Raw genomic sequence first — 20,833 nt, forward strand, 5'->3', positions numbered from 1 at the left:
GGGGCGAGTGCAATTAAGTCCATGGAACCAAATCAACATAATGATGTCAAAATAGTATGTGCCTGATTATTACATGCGGTTATTTAATTAATGATTGTTTGGTTTAAGTATCTATTATGCAAAATATCGAAAACACTTCTGCTCCGCCTTTTTACCCGCAGCCTGACCCTGAAGAATGCAACACTCAGCGCTGCTCAGAAGGACTGGAGGACATAGGCTCAACGACTGCAATAAATCCAGAGTCTCAATTCCAGAGCAGTGATCAAAGCAATGATCCGGCATACTGCAAACCCAGTGGTTTTCCACTATCTGAAAGACAGGCTGCGATCAGATCAGTAGAACAAAAGTACCATACACCTGATTTGACATCAGCTATTGACCAAGGCCAGCCGGAGCAGTCATCAGCCTGCCTTTCTCCCCTCGAAGTTCTCCTGGGGCCTCTGCCTGATGACATCATTCTGGATACTCTTCCTTGTTTTCACAAAGCACCGTCCTCACCTTCTGAAGAAATTACGATAGAGGATGTCCAAAACTTCAGGCAGGAATTACTCAAATTTCAAATGAAACTTGATCAAGAGTTTTTTGATAGAAAATTTCTTGATACAGATGCTCTGCAGTTCCATAGCTTAATCTACAATAGACTGGCTTTGCTCAAGCGTCTCGCTAATAAATATCAGGTACTCAAGGAGAGTTCATACAAAATTGTTGATTGGTTTAACACAATAAAATTGGCTGACAAAAGCCAATATGTCCTATTGTCCAAACAGCTGTTTTTGAGCGATGACATGAGTAACGTAACACGGCAGCTGGTCCAGAACTATCGTGTTCTCGGGAAAATGCTATGTCTATGGTCCCCCAAGGATACTTCCCCGGGCCAGCAATCAATCAGCTTTCTGAGTGAGTCTATTGTATGCCATTTGTCCTGTATCTATAGTTTTGTGGAGAGCATGATAAGACATGCTGATTTCAGAAGAAATATTGCTCTTCGAGCGCCAGTTGAACCAAAAATCAGGAAGCACCACTCAATTTTGCATGCGCCCCCCCGGAAACGATCTAACTCTGTGGCATCTGAGTCTCGCAGACTCAGTGAAGGGATAAGCAATCTGCTCACTACCGTTGCTTCGGCAACATTGGAAATCCAGAGCAAGAAAGATTCTCAAGATATCGTGAAAATCGCCTCTGGATGTCTTTTCAGTTCAATTGATCGATACAGGAATGAAGGGTACGATCAGGAATTCCAACCCGTCTGCGTTGACAAAAAGATGATTGCTCAGCATTTATTCTGTGCAGAGCTATTCCATGCAGCGTTAATGTCAGAACGATGGGATGTTATTAATAAGGTTTGTGAAACAACCAGTCGAATCGTTTTCCATAACGACTATTCACTGGAAAAAGTTATTCAAGGGCTTAAAAAAGACAATACGAAAGGAATCAACATTGAAAGCTGGCATGATGGTCTTAATGAATATTCACAAACCCGATGCTATCCCCTGAACCGTTATTTCGAACTTGGGATTGAAGCTTCTTCTATCTACCTGAGTACCCTGCTTGCTCACAAGGAGAGTGTCACTGAGAACCAGTCACCATTAATAAAGATAAAGAAGACAGAAGAGCTGCAACACATATTTAATGTTCTGAGCCCATGGGCAACCCAGTTGCAGGAGCTTGGCTTATTGACCAATGAAGCCGTGGAATCCTGTAAATACCATCATCGATTATCACTCGCCAAGCTAAGAATACAGACTCTGACCAACAATCACGAGGTGGCTATCAGAAATAGCTTTAATGAGGTCAAAAAAGTTATCGTGCAAGGTACCGCCACGGATGGGATAACAAATGACAATCCGCAACAGCTTCCTGAATCCCTGAAATCCCTGTTGGCACAGACTCTGATCCAGAATAATGATATTTTAAAGCTCATAAACAAAGAGTGCGATATCTATAATCCAGGCATTAACATCACAGAACTAGACAGGAAATCCTGTGAATGGCTAATCAATATTTTTGCAAACATTGCCCAATCACCACACAGTGAATTGCTCCTGACGTTCTCCCACTGCAGTTATTACTGTGCAATGCTCATTGAGCATATTTGTGAATGCGCTTCAATTTTCAGTGATCTGGAGGGCTGCATTACAAGCATTCAAACAAGTGATCCGTCGTCCTCGCTTAAGGAGACCAAAGAGAAATGGAAAGAAAAAATCAAAGCAAATGCTTCCGGGATTAAAGAGAAAATTGATCAATTTGACAAGATCAATCAAAACATCCAAACCTGTTTCAGAGATGCTTTCAGGCAATTGAACAAAATCAGAGAGCAAGTTATTACTGGGCAAGACAAATGTCTGAAGATTGTCCTGTTCGAGTCAATCAAAGCTACTTTATACCATGGCTTACGACAACTTCAGCATTTGAATACGGGGCTTGTTACCGTTAGCAGTAAACGTATCGATATTCTCAAAAGTGAATTTCCCACTATTGCCAACCTTGAGCAGGCTACAGTCAGTTGCAGGAAGAAAATTAACAAAAATATTGCTTTCATAGCAGGTTGCGTAAAAGATCTGGATAATTCCAAAGAGCTATCACTAGTGAAAATCACTGGCAATAATGAACCGAATCCAGTTCATTTTAAAAATGGCCGATTTAACAAACAAGCCAGCAAAAAGCCTGATACTCTGGCAAATTTTGTCGTGAATACATTTTTCAGGGTAGATACTCAGGAGACTCTCGAGACAAGAGCTTATTTTCATGAGCAAATAGCCAGCGAAGTACAGGCGCTGAATCATAACAATAAGCCTGTGGTATATCTGGGAAGCCGTGCCTATCAGACGCAGGTTCAGTCACGCTGGGGGAGCCAGGCATTAAAACGGGTAACCGGTAGCGATCTGTTACCGGGCGAAATATCCCGGGAAATTATTGAGCGCTCAGTCACGCCAAGGGATACAGATCTTTTAGTACTTAACAAAGAGCAATTCAGTGAGATCATAGGGAGACTCTATAACCGGCTGGAGGAAGCTGCCCGGGCAGGTGGTTACTTGCCTGAGAAATGTGTGCTGCTTAAGACCAAAGTTGGTGAGGAACTTTACTACGGAAAAAAATGTTTTTTTTGCAACCTCATTCTTCGTTTAAAAGAAGGCTATACAAAGAAAGACTGGGTTTATGTGGTTGACTTGATTACCCCTATGGATTCTGGTCCGTCAACCCTGCTGCCTTACGATTCCCCCGAGCTGGCTTCCGGTAGTCCGACCCTCGCCAGACCGCTTACTAGCATTATGATTGACGAACTCAACCTGGCGGTCGGTCAGGCTGCTGGCCCTGCCCGTGCACTGATGGCAATGATGCGCATTAATGTCCTGGCAGCCCTTGAATCTTCAGAGCCAAAGCTTGATTCCATATCAGGCATTGTACTTATGCACGTTGTGGAGCGTCTTCAGGACAGTTACCCCGATCCAGCCCTGGACAAAATGGCCAGCATTTTACGCTCCAGGGCATTTAACAGGGTTGCTTACGAAGAGATACCTGTGCCTGACCCGGACGTTTCCACGGCATAAAAGAGCGTTGTTGGAGAGGGCCAGAAAGCGTTCTCCTGAACCTCAGGCAGGTAAGAGCTCAAGCACAGAGTGGCCCCAGTCATCCTGCCAGATATCTGCTTTTTTAACGGACAAGGGTTCTTTAAAGTCAGGACCATTGATCACCAGTGTGTGAAAGTCGCCTTCTTCTCCAGTGGGGCAGATGCCTCTGGCTTCTATCTCATCGGCCAGTGAGGGTGTCAGTATTCGTCCGAGAAAACTTTGATCCAGTGATTCATTCTTGATGCTGACAATCAGGGCCTCCTGGCCCACCGAGAACATATCTTTCAGAAGCTGTTTGCGGCTGTAGTGCCAGAGTGGGTAACAGGTCTGGATAGAAGTATCTTTGAGAATACGATCGTACCAATCCTTGTGGGCATCCAGGTCGATATCACCAAAAGCAAGGTGACTGGCAGAATACTCACTGATAGCGGTTGCCAGTGCCTTTTTTAATCCCTGTTCATAACCTCCAAACCCGGCAGAGCCAAAAATGATTGGGGTTCCCAGACAATCAGCCTGAGTCTGAAGAACCTCCTGGTGCAGTCCATGGGCACTGGTTCTCTGTTCACCTTCTCTGAGCATAGTGAGCAGACAGGCGGGTTTGGCGCCACTCTGACTGGAAATCCATCGAGCAAAGCAACCATCCTTGCCGCCACTCCAGGAAGTGGCAAAAAGAGATCTTGAAGAGGGCAATGAAGCCTGGGGAGAAATATTCATTACTGCGCCTGAATCGTTTGAATGGTGATGCCCTGTGCCCGGAGAAATCGTTCACAGCCACGGACAAAGTCCAGAGCCCGGGGACCATCGCCATGTATGCACAGGGTCTCGGCCTGGATAGCAATTGTGCGGCCATCCACTGACGTCACTTGTTTGTGTAATACCATGTCTCTGATCTGGTCGAGGGACTTTTGCTGGTCTTCAATCATTGCGCCGTCCTGATCTCTGGGGGTTAGCTGGCCAGTAATCTGGTAGCTGCGGTCGGCAAAGACTTCGCTGGCGGTCTTCAGGCCAATGGCTTCAGCCTGAGATATAAGGCAACTACCGGCTAACCCATAGAGAATCAGTTCCGGATTAAATTGATAAACCGCTTCGGCTATGGCTTTGGCAAGGTCCGGGTTACGGGCGGCCATATTGTACAGAGCTCCGTGAGGTTTGACATGGTGAAGTTGACCGCCTTGTGCCGTCACAAAAGCGCTTAATGCGCCTGTCTGGTAAAGTGTCAGGTTATAGGCATCTTCGGGGCTGATGTGCATGTTTCTGCGACCAAAGCCCTGAAGGTCTGGTAAACCGGGATGAGCACCGACGGCAACACTGTGTTCCAAAGCCAGTTTTACCGTGTTGGCCATGATATTCGGATCACCCCCATGAAAGCCGCAGGCAATGTTGGCAGAACTGATATACGGCATGATTCCAGTATCGTTTCCCAGCCTGTACTGGCCAAAGCTTTCACCCATGTCGCAGTTCAGATCCAGTGTCAGAGCTTTATCAGTAATCATTTTGGTTTCGGTTCCAATAATATTCAGCCGCTATGGCCAGACGGTTCAGGCCGATTCTCTGTTTTACCAGTTCCCGTTGTGCTTCTTCCACAGTGACTTCCTGAAAGGTCAGTGTGTCCGATGGCTTCAGCTGGGCGACTCTGGGCAAGTCCGCAGAGATGATGTTCCCGATTTTGGGATATCCGCCAGTGGGCTGACAATCACTCATCAGAATAATGGGTTGACCATCCGGAGGGATCTGAATGGAACCCATGGCTGTCCCCTCTGTGATCAGATTTCCGGGATAGCTGCTTTTGATCTTTTGACCACAGAGACGATAACCCATCCGGTCAGAATCCGGGCGGACAGAGTAGCTCTGGTTCTGGAAAACATTCAAGCCTGGGCCGGAGAACCATGACGTTTGTGGACCCCGGATATAACGAACAGGCTGAACATGTTTCTGATCCTCAAGATACTGTGTAAACCTGTGGCCCACAGCAATATCAGGTTTGAAATTTTTCTTTGCTGCCCAGCTGTTAAAGCCAAGCCGGTCGTTCTCTTTCAGTGCCCGGCCGCCAAGGCCACCGATACCAGCTCTCAGATAAGTACTGCAACTTCCCAACACTTCCCGAGCCTGAAAGCCGTTTTTAATCGCCAGATAGCCCCGGCAGCCTGTTCTGAGACTGGCAATTTTCAGTGTTTGCCCTGCTTTAACGGCGGTTACGAAGTTGCTGGCGATGGGATGGGTATCCACGGTGGCATCGGCACTTCCTCCACTAAGACAGATTACAGTGGACTTATGAAATTCCAGAGTGGGTCCTGTCAAAGTGAATTCCAGCAGTGGGGCATTCTCAGGGTTACCCAGTATCAGATTAGCGACTCTGGCTGCCAGGGAGTCCATAGCGCCACAGGTTGATAGGCCCAGGTTCCGGAGGCCATACCTGCCCAGATCCTGGAGGCTGGTCAGCATTCCGGGTTGTTTGACGGTCAGGCTCACCTTTGCGCCTCCATTTCCTGATGCTCTCTGGAGGAAATAGCGGTGAATTTTACTCTGTCACCGGGCTTGAGCAGGGTGGGGTGGTCGTTACTGAAGTCCACCAGAGAAACAGGGGTGTGGCCTATCAGCTGCCAGCCTCCGGGAGTGGAAAGAGGGTAGATACCTGTCTGCTCACCGGCAATGCCAACGGAGCCAGCCGGTATCGACAGACGTGGGTTTTCAAGTCTGTGTATCGATAGTCTTTTATTCATTCCACCCAGAAAGGGAAAACCCGGAGCAAAGCCAAGAAAGTAAACGTCGTAAGTCGCTGAAGTGTGAAGATCAATCACTTTTTCAGTTTTTAAGCGACAGTGTTTGGCTACACGATCCAGGTCCGGAGCAAAGCTGCTTTCGTAGCAGACTGGTATTTCAACAAGATTGCCAACGTTTGTCTGACCCACCTTGAGTGTTTGCAGGAGGTTGAGTATTTTTTCTTTCAAAGCTTCATAAGGTGTTGCTGATTGAATCTGGCAGGGATCGTAATAGACGGTCAAAGTTGTGTAAGCCGGAACTATCTCAATTATTTCAGGGGATGCCGCTTCGAGAACTTGTTTTGCCGCCGTGTGAACGATCAGGTTTATTTTGGGACTGATCCGGTCACCAAAACACAGCATTAGAGCTGAGTCACCCAGAGGGAAGCACTCACAGGGATGGTTCATATTATCGTCATATTCTCAAAGTCTGCAGCCGATTCTAACATAGGATTGGGTTATCAAGCGTTAGTCGTCGGAGAGAGTAAATCTACCAAATGCGAACGTCTGGCATCCAGAGGCTGAAGGCGATGTTGGTCTCGGACGGGTATGAGGCGTATACTGCCGGTTTTGTATTTTCCCTGTCTTACTCTCTGATCCACTTTATATGACTCAGACCATAGAAACAGATGTTGTTGTAATTGGCGGAGGCATTGCCGGTCTCTGGCTGTTCAATACCCTCAATCAGCAAGGCTATAAAGCCCTTCTGCTGGAGAATGCTACCCTCGGCGGTGGTCAGACGATCAAATCCCAGGGGATCGTTCATGGCGGGACCAAGTACACTTTGACCGGCACTCTGACCAAGGCGGCAGAGTGTATTGTCGGCATGCCAGACCGCTGGCGCAAGGCTCTCAGGGGGGAAGGTGAGGTTGATCTGTCGGGAGCCGTTATACTCTCTGAGTTCCAGTATCTATGGTCTCCCGGTGATGTGGGTTCCAGGCTTACTACGTTTTTCGCCAGCAAGGCTTTGCGCGGTCGGGTGGAGCAGTTGAAGAAACCGGAGGATTTTCCTGATATTTTTCGTCATGAAGCGTTTCTGGGCAAAGTCTATCAGCTCAATGAGATCGTGCTGGATATCCGGACGGTCATCGATGCATTGGTGAAAGGTCTGGAAGATCGGATTCTCAAGGTGGACTGGTCTGAAAACACCCGTATTGTCACTGAAGGCAAAAAAATAGATTTCATCGAGCATACCTTTGGAGGCAAAACCCTGCAAATCAGGGCCAGCAAGTTTGTTACCACGGCGGGCGAAGGCACAGAGGACCTGATAAAACTCTGGGGACTCTCCCGGCCAGAGATGCAGAGAAGGCCGCTTCATATGGTTATGGTTCGGCATCGTCATCCTGAGCCGCTCTTCGCGCATTGTCTGGGTACCAAACCCGTTCCAAGAATAACAGTCACCAGCCATCCGGATGGTGAAGGCAGCTGGGTCTGGTATCTGGGGGGCGAAATTGCGGAAGACGGGATGGAACGCACACCGGAACAACAGATCCGGGTGGCCCGGCGTGAGCTGACTGCATTATTGCCATGGGTTAATCTGGACGATGCCCAATGGGCGACGATGTTTGTAAACCGGGCCGAACCCAGACAGAGCAGACTGCTGAGACCGGATGCCGCATTCATTCATGAGATAGAAAACGGCATTGTTTCCTGGCCGACCAAGCTGGCGCTGGCACCCAACCTTTCTGATGAGGTCATTAAAGTGTTGAACAAGCAGCAAGTCTCACCCTCTGGCAATGAAGGCTTTGCTTTGCCAGAGGGTGTTCAGCATCCTGAAATTTGCCAACCCTTCTGGAGTGGGGCATTCATCGATCATGACTGATTACAGGCTTGAGACAAGAACCATTGCAGGCACCGATATTCGGGTTTCTCCCATCGGTTTCGGAACCGTAAAGCTGGGCAGGGATCAGGGCGTAAAATACCCATCCGGATTCAGGATTCCGGATGATAGCGAGGCCAGAGAGCTTCTGAAACTGGCACAAACCCTGGGTATTAATCTGCTGGACACAGCACCAGCCTACGGCACCAGTGAAGAAAGATTGGGGTCTTTGTTAAAAGGTCAGAGAGACAACTGGGTTATCTGCAGTAAAGTCGGAGAAGAGTTTGAGAACGGTGAGTCTCGTTTTGATTTCACACCGGAACATATTCGCTTCAGCATCGAGAGAAGTCTGAAACGGCTGAATACTGATTGGATTGAAATGGTGCTGGTCCATTCCAATGGTGATGACGTCAATATTATTCAGCAATATGGCTGTCTGGAAGTACTGGAAGCGTTAAAAAAAGAGGGCAAGATTCTGGCGTCAGGCATGTCTACCAAAACTGTTGAAGGCGGCATTATGGCGCTGGAAAAGTCGGATATCGCCATGGTGACTTATAACTTGAAGGAGCAGGCTGAGAAACCGGTACTTGATTACGCTCTCCGGAACGATAAGGGCATTCTGATCAAGAAAGCTCTGGCCAGTGGGCATGTTTGTCTGGAAGGTGAAGATCCGGTGGAGAAAAGCATGGAGTTGGTTTTCTCACATCCTGCGACCTCGGCGGCAGTGATTGGCACTATTAATCCGTTACACCTCAAGAGTAATGCAGAGTCGTGCGCCAGAGTCATCAGACTTCTTGAGAGCTGATTCTCTGGCGGCCAGGTTAGAGAAAAAAGGTTTTTATTGGCGCGGGGTTGTGATGTTTTCATAGGCCGCATTCATCGCTTCAGCAGGTGTCAGTGACCGGTTTTCTGCAATGAATCCAGCTGCATGCTGACACAGGGATGCGTACTGGTCAAAGCTCCAGCCTGCGTCTCTGTAAGCTGAAAAATCTTTACCCAGAAGGTTAACTAACTCTCGTGAATTACAGAAAGTCTGCAGTTCCTTCAGATAATCACCTAGTAGGCCTGCTTCACGTGACAGCTCTGGCCTCTCTTTTTTCAGGGCTGCAAGAGAAGCATCGAAAGGAATGGCGGGTGCTACTCTTCCAGGTGGCTTATGAGCTGCTTTGGCTTCAGGTTGAACCCTGTTTTCCTGAGCCGGTATAGATTGACTGACCGGTTGGCGCTTGCTGGAAGTTTGCTTGCTACTGAATGAATCTTTGCTAACAGGGTCTGAATGAATTCTTTCCTTGATACTCTCTCGGTATTCAGTGTTCAGGAAATGACCCTCTCCTTTCATGGCGTAGTTACGGTGCAGGCTTTTGAGGTCTTTTTGCGTAGCTTCTAAAATTCCCTGAACCTCATTTAAAGCACTCGCGATCTTGCTTTTTGTTTCAGGGGGTAATTGTTGACTCTTCATAGTTCTGTTCAGATTTTGCTTAATTTGGTGAGCCTGTTCAAAGCATTGGCAGGTCAGAATAGTCTGGGCCTGAATAGCAGAATATCGATTGTTGGGAGAAGAATATCCTTTTGAGTTGGGTAGTTCTTCCACCAGGCATTCAGTCAGTGCGGGATAAGATTTAAGCTGATCTCGAATAGAGTCAGGATAAGTGGAGTAATTCAGTTCTTGCCGCTCAGCCCTTAACGGTGCCATGCACTTATCCAGTGCATCTCTGAAAGACTGACCATGATCTGTGGTATTTTTTAGTGGCTGAGCGTTATCTCTTGCTTTCGACAGCATCATAGAAAGACCGGCCTCCTTGAATGCTTTTTGAACATGAGGTTGCAAGGCTGCTTGTCCGGATTTTCTGGTCAGGTTAGCCAACAGGTCTTCCAATTCACCCTTGTTTTTGGCGTGCTTGTCAATCACTTTCTGAACAGACTCAGAACTGCCATTTTTGTTGTTTACTGCTTTTTTGACATCATCCATTGCCACCATAAACGCTTTGACGGCTTTCTTCTCAGTGGCTTTCTTTTCTTTCGCTGCGGCTTTATCAGAATTGCTGACACAGCGGGAGAAGAGGCTTTTTATCGGTAGTTTCTTGCCTTTCCCGTTTTGAGGGACGGTATTTTCGATGGAATATACTGAAGAGCCTTTATGGCGTCCCCTGGGTTTATCAACTTTCTGTTGAGCATGTTCAGACCATGTCGGGCTGATAGAAATCTTTTCGCCGCCGTTGATAATACCCATTACTCTATCCCTGAATCTTTGAGTGCTTTCAACTTATTATAGAGGGCGAAGTTCTGGAGAGTGGCTAGCCTTGGGTTTTGAAGAAGATAGCCGCTAACTGTCGAAAAGTTGGCGGCAATACTGTTGTTTTATGATAAAAGTATCAAGTGATAAAAGTATCAAGCAGACTCTTTAGATTTGTCCTTCCTGATCTTTTCAACAATGGCTGTTGTCGAACAGTTATCCAGGAACGCCAGAACCTTCACCTCGCCGCCGTATTCGTAGACGATAGGAGCACCGACCACTTCATCAATGGTGTAGTCACCGCCTTTTACCAGAACGTCAGGTTTAACCATTCTGAGCAGGTTTTCAGGTGTATCTTCTTCGAAGCATACGACCCAGTCCACAGCTTCAAGGCCTGCCAGTACCGCCATTCTGCGATCTTCCGAGTTAATGGGGCGGCCTTCACCTTTCAATCTTTTTACAGAAGCATCGCTGTTGATAGCCAGTACCAGCCTGTCACCCTGCTTTCGGGCTTGCTCCAGATAACCCACGTGGCCGGCATGAACAATGTCGAAGCAGCCGTTGGTGAAGACGATCTTTTCGCCATGGGCCCGGGAGTCTTCCAGTGCAATCTTGAGCTGATCCGGGGTCACAACGCCACGCTCTGCGCCCAGTTCTCTGTTCACCTCACGGCGCAGCTCTGGCATGCTGACCGTTGCAGTCCCCAGCTTGGCAACCACAATACCGGCTGCAATATTGGCCAGAGCGGCTGCTTTGGGCAGTTCAGCCCCCGCTGCAAGTGCAGTGGCCAGAGTGGAAATTACGGTGTCTCCGGCGCCGGTCACATCAAAGACTTCACGGGCTCTGGCTGGCAGGTGCAGTTCCTTTTCGTCTCTGCGAATCAGGGTCATGCCGTGCTCACTGCGAGTGATCAGCATGGCGTCAAGCTCCAGCTCGTCCAGTAACTGGTGACCTTTGGTGATCAGCTCCTGCTCATCTGCGCAGCGGCCGACAACGGCTTCAAATTCTTGCAGGTTCGGAGTAATGATCGTAGCACCACGGTAACGCTCAAAGTTTGTACCTTTTGGGTCAACAAGGACCGGAACGCCTTTTGTACGTGCCAGTTTGATCAGCTGCTGGTGGTTCTGCAGGGTACCCTTGTTGTAATCAGAAAGAATGACAGCCCCTATGTTATTCAGCAAATTGGCTGCTTTTTCTTCGAGAATATCGCTGCTGAGAACGGAGAAAGGTTCTTCCTGATCCAGGCGAATGAGTTGCTGATGCTGGCTGATGACCCTGAGTTTGGTGATGGTAGGCATATCTTTCAGCCGGGCAAAATCGCAATAGACTCCGGCCGCTTCAAGACGGGTCTGCAGGGAGTCGGCTGCTTCATCATCTCCGGTAGCAGCTATCAGCCAGGTCGGGGCGCCCAGAGAGGCAATGTTAAGGGCTACGTTGCCAGCGCCGCCGGGGCGATCTTCTATATTGGTGACGCGAACAACAGGTACTGGTGCTTCAGGGGAGATTCTGGAGGTGCCGCCGTGCCAGTATCGATCCAGCATGACATCGCCGATCACCAGAACCCTGGCTTCATTAAATCGTGGCAGAGTCAGTTTCATTCAGTGTCTTCCGCTTCGGTATCTTGGGAGGCCTGCCAAGTAAGTTGGCCCAGTTTCCGGTAGGTTTACCACGAAATCGTCTTGATGGGTAATCATGGTAAAACCTCAGCTTTTTTAAAGCGTTCAATGTTGTAATGGCTGCGAAGAAGCCAAAGGTATCACCTCTACGACTTCTTCCTGCTCTTCCTGGAACTGCATCTGATGCAGTTTGGCATAATGACCTTCTCTGGCCAGTAGTTCGGAATGAGTGCCGCTCTCTACAATTTCGCCTTTATCCACCACAATGATACGGTCAGCATTCTCGATGGTGGAAAGTCGGTGAGCAATGACCAGCGTTGTTCGATTCTTCATGACTTCATCCAGGGCCGCCTGGATATGACGCTCGGATTCGGTATCCAGGGCCGAAGTGGCTTCATCAAGAATCAGAATGGGAGCGTCCTTCAGAATAGCCCTGGCTATGGCCAAACGCTGCCGCTGGCCACCCGAGAGCAGCACGCCATCTTCACCAACCAGCGTGTTCATGCCCTGAGCCATATTCTTGATGAATTCATTGGCATGGGCGGCTTCAGCAGCCAGGTGAATGTCAGAATCATCTTTGTCGCGCAGGTCTCCATAGGCAATGTTGCGAGCCACTGTATCATTAAACAGAGTGACATTCTGATCTACCAGAGCGATATGACTGCGAAGGTTCTTCAGGCTGTAATTATCAATGGGCGTATCATCCAGAAGAATTTGACCCTGTCCGTAGGTGTAGAAACGGGGAACCAGGTTGGCCAGTGTTGTTTTTCCCGATCCCGAGCGGCCCACCAGAGCAATAGTCTCACCCGGATTAACAGTGAAGTTAATATTGTTCAGGGCGGGTTTGTCAGTATTCTGATATGTGAAAAACAAGTTTCGAAACTCCAGCTTGCCTGCAACTGTTTCCTTTTCAAAGGTGCCGTTATCAGGTTCGGAAGGCTGGTCAGCCATTTCAAAAATGCTCTCTGCTGCGGCAATACCTTTTTGTATGTTGGCGTTTACTTCGCTCAGCTGACGAATAGGCTTTGGCAGCAGTGCCGCAGCCGTGACAAAACTCACCAGAGAAGCGGTGGTTGCATCTCCTTTTAGCCACAGCACCAGGAAGAACAGAATAGCGAGGGCTGTATTAACCAGGAATTGCAGGGTGGGCGTATGGACAGCGGAAGCCTTGACCATTTTCAGCCCCTGACGGGTATTGCGATCACTGGCATCAAAAAAGCGGCTGGTTTCATAACTCTCACCACCAAAGCCTCTGACTACCCGATAACCATTGATCGATTCCGAACTGACGTGGGTCAGATCCCCCATGGATGTCTGAATCTTCGAACTCAGCTTACGGAAACGTTTGCTGGCGGCACTGACCACCAGGGCAATGATGGGAGCAACGCCGATGAATACCAGGGTAAGCTTCCAGTTGGTCAGGATCAGATACCCGAACAGGAAAACAACGGTCAGGCCTTCCCGCACAATAACCTTGACGGCATCGGTTGCTGCCGAGGTCACCATACCCACGTTGTAGGTGATTCTGGCAATCAGGTGCCCGGAGTTGTTGTTGTCAAAGTAGTTATTGGGCAACTGAATCATTCGGTTAAACATCAGGCAGCGCAGGTCGTGCACAACCGATAAGGACACCTTGGCCAGGAAGTAGTTACCCAGAAAGGAACCAATCCCCCTGAATATGGCAATAGACAACATGACGATAGGAATCAGGGCCACCGAAGTCATGATAGAAGCAGGAAGAAAACTCCCAAGGTCTCTGTCAATAGTGGCAAAGCTGCCTTCGAGCGCTTCAACAAAATATTCCAGCAAACGGGCAAAAGCTGGCTGGCTGAGCGCAAACATGACATAGCCCAGTATACTGAGGGCAAAAAAGCCCGAGTAGGGCTTTACATAGCTGAGAAGGCGCAGGTAAATCTGCAGGCTTCCCGACTTGGCGTGTTCCGACATGGCCACTGTAATCAGTTAAAAATGAGGGGCCTATTCTGGATGAATCTGGCTGTGGGCTCAATGGATAGAGCCTCTAAAACCATGATTTTTACCGTAAAATGACGTTCTTGGTAAAGCTCTACCTTGCGTTGCCCTCCTTTACCCGGATCAAAGCGGCTTTATGAATGTTTCGTGCTAGGGTATGATTGGCGGCTTTTTTTATTGTGGAAATAATGAGTACTCAACAGACATGAGTGGTATGCAGCGATTATCTTCCACGGCTTATCAGGCCCTGATCGAAGGGGCTGAGGTGATAGAGCAGGACCATTTTGGCGACAAGGTTCTGAAACTGAAAGATAAGACTTTTCTCAAACTGTTTCGGGTTAAAAGCACTATCAGCTCGGCGTGGTTTAAGCCATATTCTGTCCGGTTCGCCAGAAATGCCTCGGAACTCGTGACCCGTGGCATTCAAACGGTTGATATTATTAGCTGCTACCGTCTTGGAAGATATAAAAAAACAGCTGTCCATTATCGGCCATTGCCGGGTCGGACCCTCAGGCAGGTTTTCCCTGCTCTGGATGAAGATGGAACCCGAGTTCTGGCCGAGCAGTTAGCCCGATATATTGCGCAGCTGCATAAACAGGGCGTCTATTTTCGCTCCCTGCACATGGGTAATATTCTCAAGTTGCCCGACGGTGCTCTTGGGCTGATAGACATTGCCGATATGCGCTTTAGCCGGAGTCCTCTGAAAGAAGCGTTAAGGCTGAGGAATTTACATCATCTGGCTCGTTATGAGCAGGATGTTCAGTATCTGATTAAGGACCAGACATTTTGTTCCACCTACGCCAGGCTGGCGGATTTGGATGTGGACAAGGTCGAAGCTGTAATGCAGCACACCTGAAAGATTTTAAGAGAGAAAGACAGTGATAGAAAAGTTACGCAATATTGCCATCATCGCACACGTTGACCATGGTAAAACCACCCTGGTTGACAAGCTGCTTCAGCAGTCCGGAACTCTGGGTCGAAAAGATCAGGGTGCCGAACGGATCATGGATTCCAATGACCAGGAGAAGGAGCGGGGCATTACCATCCTGGCCAAGAACACCGCCATCAACTGGCAGGACTACCACATTAATATTGTGGACACACCCGGACACGCCGACTTCGGTGGTGAGGTGGAACGTGTTATGTCCATGGTGGATTCGGTTCTGCTGCTGGTGGATGCGGTTGACGGTCCTATGCCTCAGACCCGCTTTGTCACCCAGAAAGCTTTTGAGCAGGGTCTGCGCCCTATCGTTGTTATCAACAAGATTGACCGTCCTGGTGCTCGTCCGGACTGGGTCATGGATGAAGTCTTTGATCTGTTTGATCGTCTCGGTGCTACCGAAGAGCAGCTGGATTTTCCGGTTATTTACGCTTCTGCACTGAATGGTATTGCCGGTGATGATCCTGAAAACATGGCACAAGATATGACGCCACTGTTTGAAATGATCGTCAATAATGTCCCTTCTCCCAAGGTGGATGTCGATGCGCCTTTCCAGATGCAGATATCTGCCCTGGACTACAGCAGCTTTCTGGGAGTTATCGGTATTGGTCGTATCACCCGTGGTGTTCTCAAGCCCTCAACTCCGATTCGCTTGATTGGTGCCGATGGCAATGAGCGCAATGCCAAGATCCTCAAGGTTATGGGGCACCTGGGTCTGGAACGTGTAGACGTGGAAGAGGCTCGTGCTGGCGATATCGTTTGTGTAACGGGTATCGACAAGCTGAACATATCAGACACCCTGTGTGATCCAAATCACGTTGAAGCGCTGCCAGCACTGACGGTGGATGAGCCAACCGTGAGCATGACCTTCCAGGTCAATGATTCTCCTTTTGCAGGTCAGGATGGCAAGTATGTGACCTCCCGTAATATCAAAGAGCGTCTGGATCGCGAACTGCTGCATAACGTAGCGCTGCGTGTTGAGCAGGGTGATGATGCTGACAAGTTCAAGGTGTCTGGTCGTGGTGAACTGCATCTGTCGGTTCTGATCGAAACCATGCGCCGTGAAGGTTTTGAGCTGGGGGTTTCCCGTCCAGAGGTTGTCATCAAGGAGATTGACGGCGTTTTGCAGGAGCCTTACGAACAGGTTGTTGTGGATGTTGAGGAAGAACATCAGGGCTCTCTGATGGAAGAGATGGGACACCGTAAGGCAGAACTGACCAACATGGTACCAGACGGCAAGGGCCGTATTCGCCTGGAGTTCATCATGCCTGCCCGTGGTCTGATCGGTTTTCGTTCCCAGTTTCTGACCATGACTTCTGGTAGCGGTATTCTGACCAATGTCTTTGATCACTACGGTGACGTGAAAGATGGCGAAGTGACTCACCGCAAGAACGGTGTTCTGGTTTCTATGGTGAATGGTAAGGTGCTGGGCTATGCGCTCTGGAACTTACAGGATCGTGGTCGTTTGTTCCTGAACCCGAACGTTGACGTTTATGAAGGTCAGATCATTGGTCTGCATAATCGTGACAATGACCTGGTGGTTAACCCGACCAAGGGTAAACAGCTGACGAACGTTCGTGCTTCCGGCTCTGACGAAAACATTCAACTGACACCGCCTATCCGACATAGCCTGGAACAGGCCCTGGAATTTATCGACGATGACGAGCTGGTGGAAGTTACACCTGACAATATCCGTCTGCGCAAGAAATTCCTGAAGGAGCATGAGCGCAAGCGCGCCAGCCGCAGTAAATAATTGAGTGGCTGTTCTGACCGGGGGCAGCGCCCCGGTCAGTATTTTGGTGAAGCAAAAACCTGGGCCCAGTATTTTCTGGATCGGCCGGAGGGATTCTCTACAAAGCTGACTCCCATCTCGGTGACATCAGGCGACATGATATTTTTACAATGCCCCGGACTGTTCATCCAGGTTTTTAACACAGCGTCCAGGTTGTGTTGGCCTACGGCAACGTTTTCGGCAAGAGCTGACCAGCGATAACCCTGTGCTTCAATTCGTTGATTGATTTCACTGCCACCTGAACCTACATGGCTCATAAAATTTTTATTGGCCATATCCGTTGCGTGTTTGAAGGCCGCTGCTTCAAGAGAGTAGTTCCAGCGCAAACGTCCGACTGCACGCATGACGGTATTGCCACAGACCTGCGGTTTAGAGCGTATAGCATTGACAGCGGTTAGCACCTGATTTGCAAAGCCCTGGGTGGGTTGGTCCAGGACCTCGTTGTACCAATGAGAATGAGTCCAGCGAGAGTCAGACCAACGTGATCTCAGGTAGCTGTCCACTTTGAAAGTGAGATATTTCCAGGCTTCACGACTTTTCTCCGGAATTGTATCAACGTAGCCAACCAGTTCCTCAGGCAGATCTTTAGAGTTTCCTATCACCCCTGTGCCATCGAGACGGGCCATCATTGGCAGGTTAGGAGCAATAACTTCTTTCCAGAAGTCTTGTGAATAAGCGTTAATGGTTTCCCATTTCTGGTAAATGACTGCAGAGGCAGCACCAAGAATACCCAGTTTGAAGGCACCTTTTGCACAGCTTGCACAAAAACGAGTCATGGCTCCTTTTCGATATTCGCTTGCGGCTTCGTTTCTGTAATGCTCGACATCTTGTTTCATTTTTTCTCTGGCGAATTTTCTTTTTCTGGCCTCTTTTATTTCGCGCTCCATCTCCTCCAGACTGGGTTGGTGGCGGACATTTCTGACGCCAAATTGGAGCGCAGAGAAAAAGTAAGGTGGTATATCACCGCTGCTACCAGCGAAGATCTCAAGTGTTCTGGCAGGTCGATTGATCATTGCATTCAGCGAGTCTTCAGCAAGAGCTGCCCCGGGTGTCTGATGGGGTTGCAGATTGAAGACAATGGGCTGCACATGACCAGGAGTGTCATTAACGCCGGGGTTCAGGAAAAGGCTTATATCTGCTGTGATTAAGGCTGAGAAAAGAGTTTCAGGCTCTTCTGACAATGAAATGATGTTTTCCTCGATTTCATAGCTGCCATCTTCAAAGCCTGAGAAGAATTGAATAGCAATCGATCCATCCGCTAACGGCGTTATTGTCAGTATTCTTTTCTTAAGAAGAATGGCCAGTTGAGTGTTCAGATGGTTGATAGGCACACCCGGTGTCGCACCTTCAGGTATGACCGTGCTGTGACTTTCAAGATAGAGATGCAGGGCAGCCGCATTAATTGACTGATCGTCCGGGTAGTTAAGGTACTCTGCCGACTGCCTGTAGAGTTGGCTAAGTTCCTGTTCACTGAGAAGGCTCATGATGGAGCGGGCCCAGCAACTTCCCTGATCTGCATTTTTGTTACACTTTTCAGGCATTTGATAATTGTGGCTTGAGAGGTGTCTGTTCAGCTCCTCAGAATTATCCACCGGGAAGGGGTCCACCACTGCAGCATGGCAAAAACCCATGGCGGTGGAGAACGCCAAAGCTATGATCAATGGATTAATGGACCTGTGAAAAAATGGCTTGTTCATCGACTACTGCTCGCTGTTTCAACGTTATACATAGGCACTCCCTGCCTTTCATATCAGCTATGAAACTTAGATAGCCAAGAGGCGTAAAAGTTCCTCAGAAGCCGTGACAATGCTTGGAAAACCTTGGTTTTTAAGAGTATTGTAGAGTGCTGGGAGCCTGTCTGATTTAAGTTTTCGGCAGTGTCCCAGAGACAAGAGGTGGATCAGATGCTCTGTTTGCTCAGCTGACTGACTTCGCTTGATTCAGTGACTTCTGAAGGAAGGAACATGCGCACGCTTTACCCGGCTATAAAGCCATACTCTGTTTTCAAACTGGCTGTAGATACCGTTCATCAACTTTATGTGGAAGAGTGCGGGAGTCCAGATGGTATTCCCGTGTTGTTTGTCCACGGCGGGCCCGGGGTGGGTACTTCAGAAAAATCGCGGCGATTCTTTGATCCCGAGAAATATAGAATCATCCTTTTTGATCAGCGAGGCTGTGGTCGGTCGCTGCCCCATGCTGAGCTGGAAGGGAATACCACCCAGAATCTGATTGCTGATATGGAGCAGATTCGAAAACATTTGGGTATTGAAAAATGGCTTCTTTTTGGCGGCTCCTGGGGCTCAACCCTCTCTCTGCTCTACGCTCAGGCTCACCCTAAAAGGGTTATGGCCATGGTGCTCAGGGGGATTTTTCTGTCCCGACAGAAGGACTTTGACTGGCTCTACACCAAGCAGGGAGCCGGCAGAGTGTTTCCGGATCACTGGAAGCACTTTGAAGAAATTATTCCGGAAAGTGAGCGAGGTAATATGCTGGAAGCTTATTACAATCGCCTGACCGGTGATGATGAGCTGGCACAGATGAATGCCGCCAAGCACTGGGCATTATGGGAAGGGAGGATCAGCACATTGAAGCCCTGTCCTGATGCTGAAGAATTTTGCAGCGAACCACATAACGCAAAAGCCATATCCCGGCTTGAAGCTCATTACTTCATGAATGACAGCTTTATTGAACCTCATCAGATTATTCGTGACATGAAATACATTGACCAGATTCCGGGCATTATTGTCCATGGTCGATACGATATGATCTGCCCTTTGGATAACGCTCAGGTGTTAGCTGATCACTGGACAGAAGCAGAGCTTCAGGTGATCAGGGAGGCAGGTCATTCGTCCTCCGAGCCAGGTATTGTCGATGCACTGGTGATTGCCACCGATAAGTTGGCGGAAAAATTCGGTTAATTTCACATGGGTTCCAGTGATTTTCTTCCCAGCCCTGGCACTAGGAGCCTGACCGAGAATAGACTGCCCTACTGCGGCGGCAGCAAATTGGTCTGAAAATCCGCTTTTGTTCGTCAAATAGCTCGCTATTCTCCTCACAAAACCGAATTTTCATCCTCAATTTTCTGCCGTCCTCGCTACGGGCGCTATTCTCGGTCAGGCTCCTAGCCTGGGCGACCTTTTATACAGACTTCCGGAGTAGGATAACCCATGCGTGGATTAATCCAGCGAGTTCAGTTTGCCAATGTAAAAGTGAACGGTGAAACCGTAGGCCAGATTGCAGAAGGTCTTTTGCTATTGCTGGGCATAGAAAAGGACGATGATCAGGCAAAAGCGGATAAGTTACTGGATAAAGTGCTCAAATACAGGGTTTTCAGTGATCAGGATGGAAAAATGAATCTGGGTTTGAAAGACACTGGAGGTGGGTTGCTGGTGGTCTCACAGTTCACGCTTGTCGCCGACACACGCAAAGGACTCCGTCCCAGCTTCAGTTCCGGGGCTTCTCCTGAACATGGTGAACAGCTGTATGATTATTTTGTCGAGCGTGCCCAAACTCTTCATCACGATGTCGCAACGGGTCGTTTTGGTGCCGACATGAAAGTCTCTTTGTTGAATGATGGGCCGGTTACTTTCAATCTCGAAGTCTGAAGTATTATTCGATGGAAAAACGCCAGAAGGGTTAATCTCCCGGCAGCCAGTCGTCATCGGTGATTTGCTCGAAAGTCCATGGGCATTGTTCGGGGAAGCTGTCTTTGTTCAGGCGACTGGCCTCAGTGCGAATGTAATGGTTCATTTGTTTGATGGCATCTTTTTTGGCATGCGGATAAACCTCGGCCAGCAGGTCATTAACTTTGGGTTGCAGGCAGGGATTTTTCTGTATGTGGCGTCCAATTTGTGTTCTTGAATTATTGATACTTGGCATCCAGGTATGGATCACTTTATCTTTAACCCAAGGGTCTTTCAGTACCTGTTTCTGATAGTCGTATTTGAGAAGATGCACTAGCAATATGATCAAGTGGGAACCTAACTCGTCGGCAATATTGCCCATCTGTATATCTATCGCCTCCAAAAGATTAGGGACGTCAAGCTGATCAAATTGCCCCTGGGCCAGAAGTTCCCGTTGCTGGCCAAGCCATTGGGTGTAATCGGTTTCGTAAAGATTTTCCATAAAATACCT

Annotated in this window: 16 protein-coding genes; 7 read left to right on the top strand and 9 right to left on the bottom strand. The window is 48.6% G+C overall.

Features of this window, described 5'->3' with window-relative positions; all coding sequences use genetic code 11:
- Positions 1-116: 116 nt before the first annotated feature.
- On the top strand, positions 117-3,548 hold the full coding sequence (locus ACOJUO_RS14325) for a hypothetical protein (protein ID WP_422137308.1): 3,432 nt from the start codon (positions 117-119) through the stop codon (positions 3,546-3,548).
- Between the two features lie 42 nt (positions 3,549-3,590).
- Here ACOJUO_RS14325 and ACOJUO_RS14330 read toward each other — a convergent pair whose 3' ends face one another.
- Genes ACOJUO_RS14330 through pxpB form a run of 4 tightly spaced genes read right to left on the bottom strand, consistent with a single transcriptional unit; the run spans position 3,591 to position 6,736 of the window.
- Positions 3,591-4,283, bottom strand: coding sequence for a hypothetical protein (locus ACOJUO_RS14330; RefSeq protein ID WP_422137309.1), 693 nt, complete (start codon positions 4,281-4,283; stop codon positions 3,591-3,593).
- On the bottom strand, positions 4,283-5,062 hold the full coding sequence (locus ACOJUO_RS14335; RefSeq protein WP_422137310.1) for a LamB/YcsF family protein: 780 nt from the start codon (positions 5,060-5,062) through the stop codon (positions 4,283-4,285). The genes ACOJUO_RS14330 and ACOJUO_RS14335 overlap by 1 nt, the downstream gene beginning before the upstream one ends.
- Positions 5,052-6,038: a biotin-dependent carboxyltransferase family protein gene (locus ACOJUO_RS14340; protein WP_422132687.1), complete on the bottom strand. Its 987-nt coding sequence runs from the start codon at positions 6,036-6,038 to the stop codon at positions 5,052-5,054. The genes ACOJUO_RS14335 and ACOJUO_RS14340 overlap by 11 nt, the downstream gene beginning before the upstream one ends.
- A complete protein-coding gene (gene pxpB, locus ACOJUO_RS14345; RefSeq protein ID WP_422132688.1) occupies positions 6,035-6,736 on the bottom strand; it encodes a 5-oxoprolinase subunit PxpB in 702 nt (233 codons plus the stop codon). Before pxpB ends, ACOJUO_RS14340 begins: the two co-directional genes overlap by 4 nt.
- Positions 6,737-6,935: 199 nt before the next feature.
- Between pxpB and ACOJUO_RS14350 the strand changes: the two genes are divergently transcribed.
- Together ACOJUO_RS14350 and ACOJUO_RS14355 are read left to right on the top strand one after the other, a co-directional pair.
- Positions 6,936-8,150 carry an FAD-dependent oxidoreductase gene (locus tag ACOJUO_RS14350; protein WP_422137311.1) on the top strand — a complete coding sequence of 405 codons (1,215 nt, stop codon included), beginning with the start codon at positions 6,936-6,938 and terminating at the stop codon, positions 8,148-8,150.
- Positions 8,143-8,952, top strand: coding sequence for an aldo/keto reductase (locus ACOJUO_RS14355; RefSeq protein WP_422137312.1), 810 nt, complete (start codon positions 8,143-8,145; stop codon positions 8,950-8,952). The genes ACOJUO_RS14350 and ACOJUO_RS14355 overlap by 8 nt, the downstream gene beginning before the upstream one ends.
- A 33-nt stretch (positions 8,953-8,985) precedes the next feature.
- Here ACOJUO_RS14355 and ACOJUO_RS14360 read toward each other — a convergent pair whose 3' ends face one another.
- From ACOJUO_RS14360 to msbA, 3 genes are all read right to left on the bottom strand, one after another.
- On the bottom strand, positions 8,986-10,377 hold the full coding sequence (locus tag ACOJUO_RS14360) for a hypothetical protein (RefSeq protein WP_422137313.1): 1,392 nt from the start codon (positions 10,375-10,377) through the stop codon (positions 8,986-8,988).
- A 158-nt stretch (positions 10,378-10,535) separates the two neighbouring features.
- Positions 10,536-11,978, bottom strand: a complete 1,443-nt coding sequence (hldE, locus tag ACOJUO_RS14365) for a bifunctional D-glycero-beta-D-manno-heptose-7-phosphate kinase/D-glycero-beta-D-manno-heptose 1-phosphate adenylyltransferase HldE (protein WP_422132692.1) — start codon at positions 11,976-11,978, stop codon at positions 10,536-10,538.
- Positions 11,979-12,101: 123 nt separating this feature from the next.
- Positions 12,102-13,943 (bottom strand): lipid A export permease/ATP-binding protein MsbA, encoded by a 1,842-nt coding sequence (gene msbA / locus ACOJUO_RS14370; protein ID WP_422137314.1) that lies wholly within the window; start codon positions 13,941-13,943, stop codon positions 12,102-12,104.
- Positions 13,944-14,181: 238 nt separating this feature from the next.
- On the opposite strand from msbA, the gene ACOJUO_RS14375 reads away from it, so the two are divergent.
- Together ACOJUO_RS14375 and typA are read left to right on the top strand one after the other, a co-directional pair.
- The gene (locus ACOJUO_RS14375) at positions 14,182-14,823 is read left to right on the top strand and encodes a hypothetical protein (RefSeq protein WP_422137315.1); all 642 of its coding nucleotides are present in this window, start codon (positions 14,182-14,184) and stop codon (positions 14,821-14,823) included.
- A gap of 22 nt (positions 14,824-14,845) precedes the next feature.
- Positions 14,846-16,660 (top strand): translational GTPase TypA, encoded by a 1,815-nt coding sequence (gene typA / locus ACOJUO_RS14380; protein ID WP_422132695.1) that lies wholly within the window; start codon positions 14,846-14,848, stop codon positions 16,658-16,660.
- A 35-nt stretch (positions 16,661-16,695) separates the two neighbouring features.
- On the opposite strand, the gene ACOJUO_RS14385 is transcribed toward typA, so the two are convergent.
- A complete protein-coding gene (locus tag ACOJUO_RS14385) occupies positions 16,696-18,396 on the bottom strand; it encodes a CAP domain-containing protein (protein WP_422137316.1) in 1,701 nt (566 codons plus the stop codon).
- 267 nt (positions 18,397-18,663) lie between these two features.
- Between ACOJUO_RS14385 and pip the strand changes: the two genes are divergently transcribed.
- Complete coding sequence (pip, locus tag ACOJUO_RS14390; RefSeq protein ID WP_422137317.1) at positions 18,664-19,617, top strand: prolyl aminopeptidase; 954 nt, start codon at positions 18,664-18,666, stop codon at positions 19,615-19,617.
- Between the two features lie 249 nt (positions 19,618-19,866).
- Positions 19,867-20,304: a D-aminoacyl-tRNA deacylase gene (gene dtd / locus ACOJUO_RS14395; RefSeq protein ID WP_422132698.1), complete on the top strand. Its 438-nt coding sequence runs from the start codon at positions 19,867-19,869 to the stop codon at positions 20,302-20,304.
- A 31-nt stretch (positions 20,305-20,335) separates the two neighbouring features.
- On the opposite strand, the gene ACOJUO_RS14400 is transcribed toward dtd, so the two are convergent.
- Positions 20,336-20,824: a DUF29 domain-containing protein gene (locus ACOJUO_RS14400; protein WP_422132699.1), complete on the bottom strand. Its 489-nt coding sequence runs from the start codon at positions 20,822-20,824 to the stop codon at positions 20,336-20,338.
- Positions 20,825-20,833 lie beyond the last annotated feature (9 nt).

The sequence above is a fragment of the Endozoicomonas sp. ALC020 genome, assembly GCF_049275935.1.
GTDB lineage: Bacteria > Pseudomonadota > Gammaproteobacteria > Pseudomonadales > Endozoicomonadaceae > Endozoicomonas_A.

What these genes read in the sequence shown, in the direction of transcription:
- dtd (WP_422132698.1), top strand. Translation starts at nt 19,867, where the DNA reads ATGCGTGGATTAATCCAGCGAGTTCAGTTTGCCAATGTAAAAGTGAAC.
- ACOJUO_RS14330 (WP_422137309.1), bottom strand. Translation starts at nt 4,283, where the DNA reads ATGAATATTTCTCCCCAGGCTTCATTGCCCTCTTCAAGATCTCTTTTT.
- pip (WP_422137317.1), top strand. Translation starts at nt 18,664, where the DNA reads ATGCGCACGCTTTACCCGGCTATAAAGCCATACTCTGTTTTCAAACTG.
- ACOJUO_RS14360 (WP_422137313.1), bottom strand. Translation starts at nt 10,377, where the DNA reads ATGGGTATTATCAACGGCGGCGAAAAGATTTCTATCAGCCCGACATGG.
- ACOJUO_RS14355 (WP_422137312.1), top strand. Translation starts at nt 8,143, where the DNA reads ATGACTGATTACAGGCTTGAGACAAGAACCATTGCAGGCACCGATATT.
- ACOJUO_RS14335 (WP_422137310.1), bottom strand. Translation starts at nt 5,062, where the DNA reads ATGATTACTGATAAAGCTCTGACACTGGATCTGAACTGCGACATGGGT.
- pxpB (WP_422132688.1), bottom strand. Translation starts at nt 6,736, where the DNA reads ATGAACCATCCCTGTGAGTGCTTCCCTCTGGGTGACTCAGCTCTAATG.
- ACOJUO_RS14400 (WP_422132699.1), bottom strand. Translation starts at nt 20,824, where the DNA reads ATGGAAAATCTTTACGAAACCGATTACACCCAATGGCTTGGCCAGCAA.
- ACOJUO_RS14350 (WP_422137311.1), top strand. Translation starts at nt 6,936, where the DNA reads ATGACTCAGACCATAGAAACAGATGTTGTTGTAATTGGCGGAGGCATT.
- ACOJUO_RS14375 (WP_422137315.1), top strand. Translation starts at nt 14,182, where the DNA reads ATGCAGCGATTATCTTCCACGGCTTATCAGGCCCTGATCGAAGGGGCT.
- hldE (WP_422132692.1), bottom strand. Translation starts at nt 11,978, where the DNA reads ATGAAACTGACTCTGCCACGATTTAATGAAGCCAGGGTTCTGGTGATC.
- msbA (WP_422137314.1), bottom strand. Translation starts at nt 13,943, where the DNA reads ATGTCGGAACACGCCAAGTCGGGAAGCCTGCAGATTTACCTGCGCCTT.
- ACOJUO_RS14385 (WP_422137316.1), bottom strand. Translation starts at nt 18,396, where the DNA reads ATGAACAAGCCATTTTTTCACAGGTCCATTAATCCATTGATCATAGCT.
- ACOJUO_RS14325 (WP_422137308.1), top strand. Translation starts at nt 117, where the DNA reads ATGCAAAATATCGAAAACACTTCTGCTCCGCCTTTTTACCCGCAGCCT.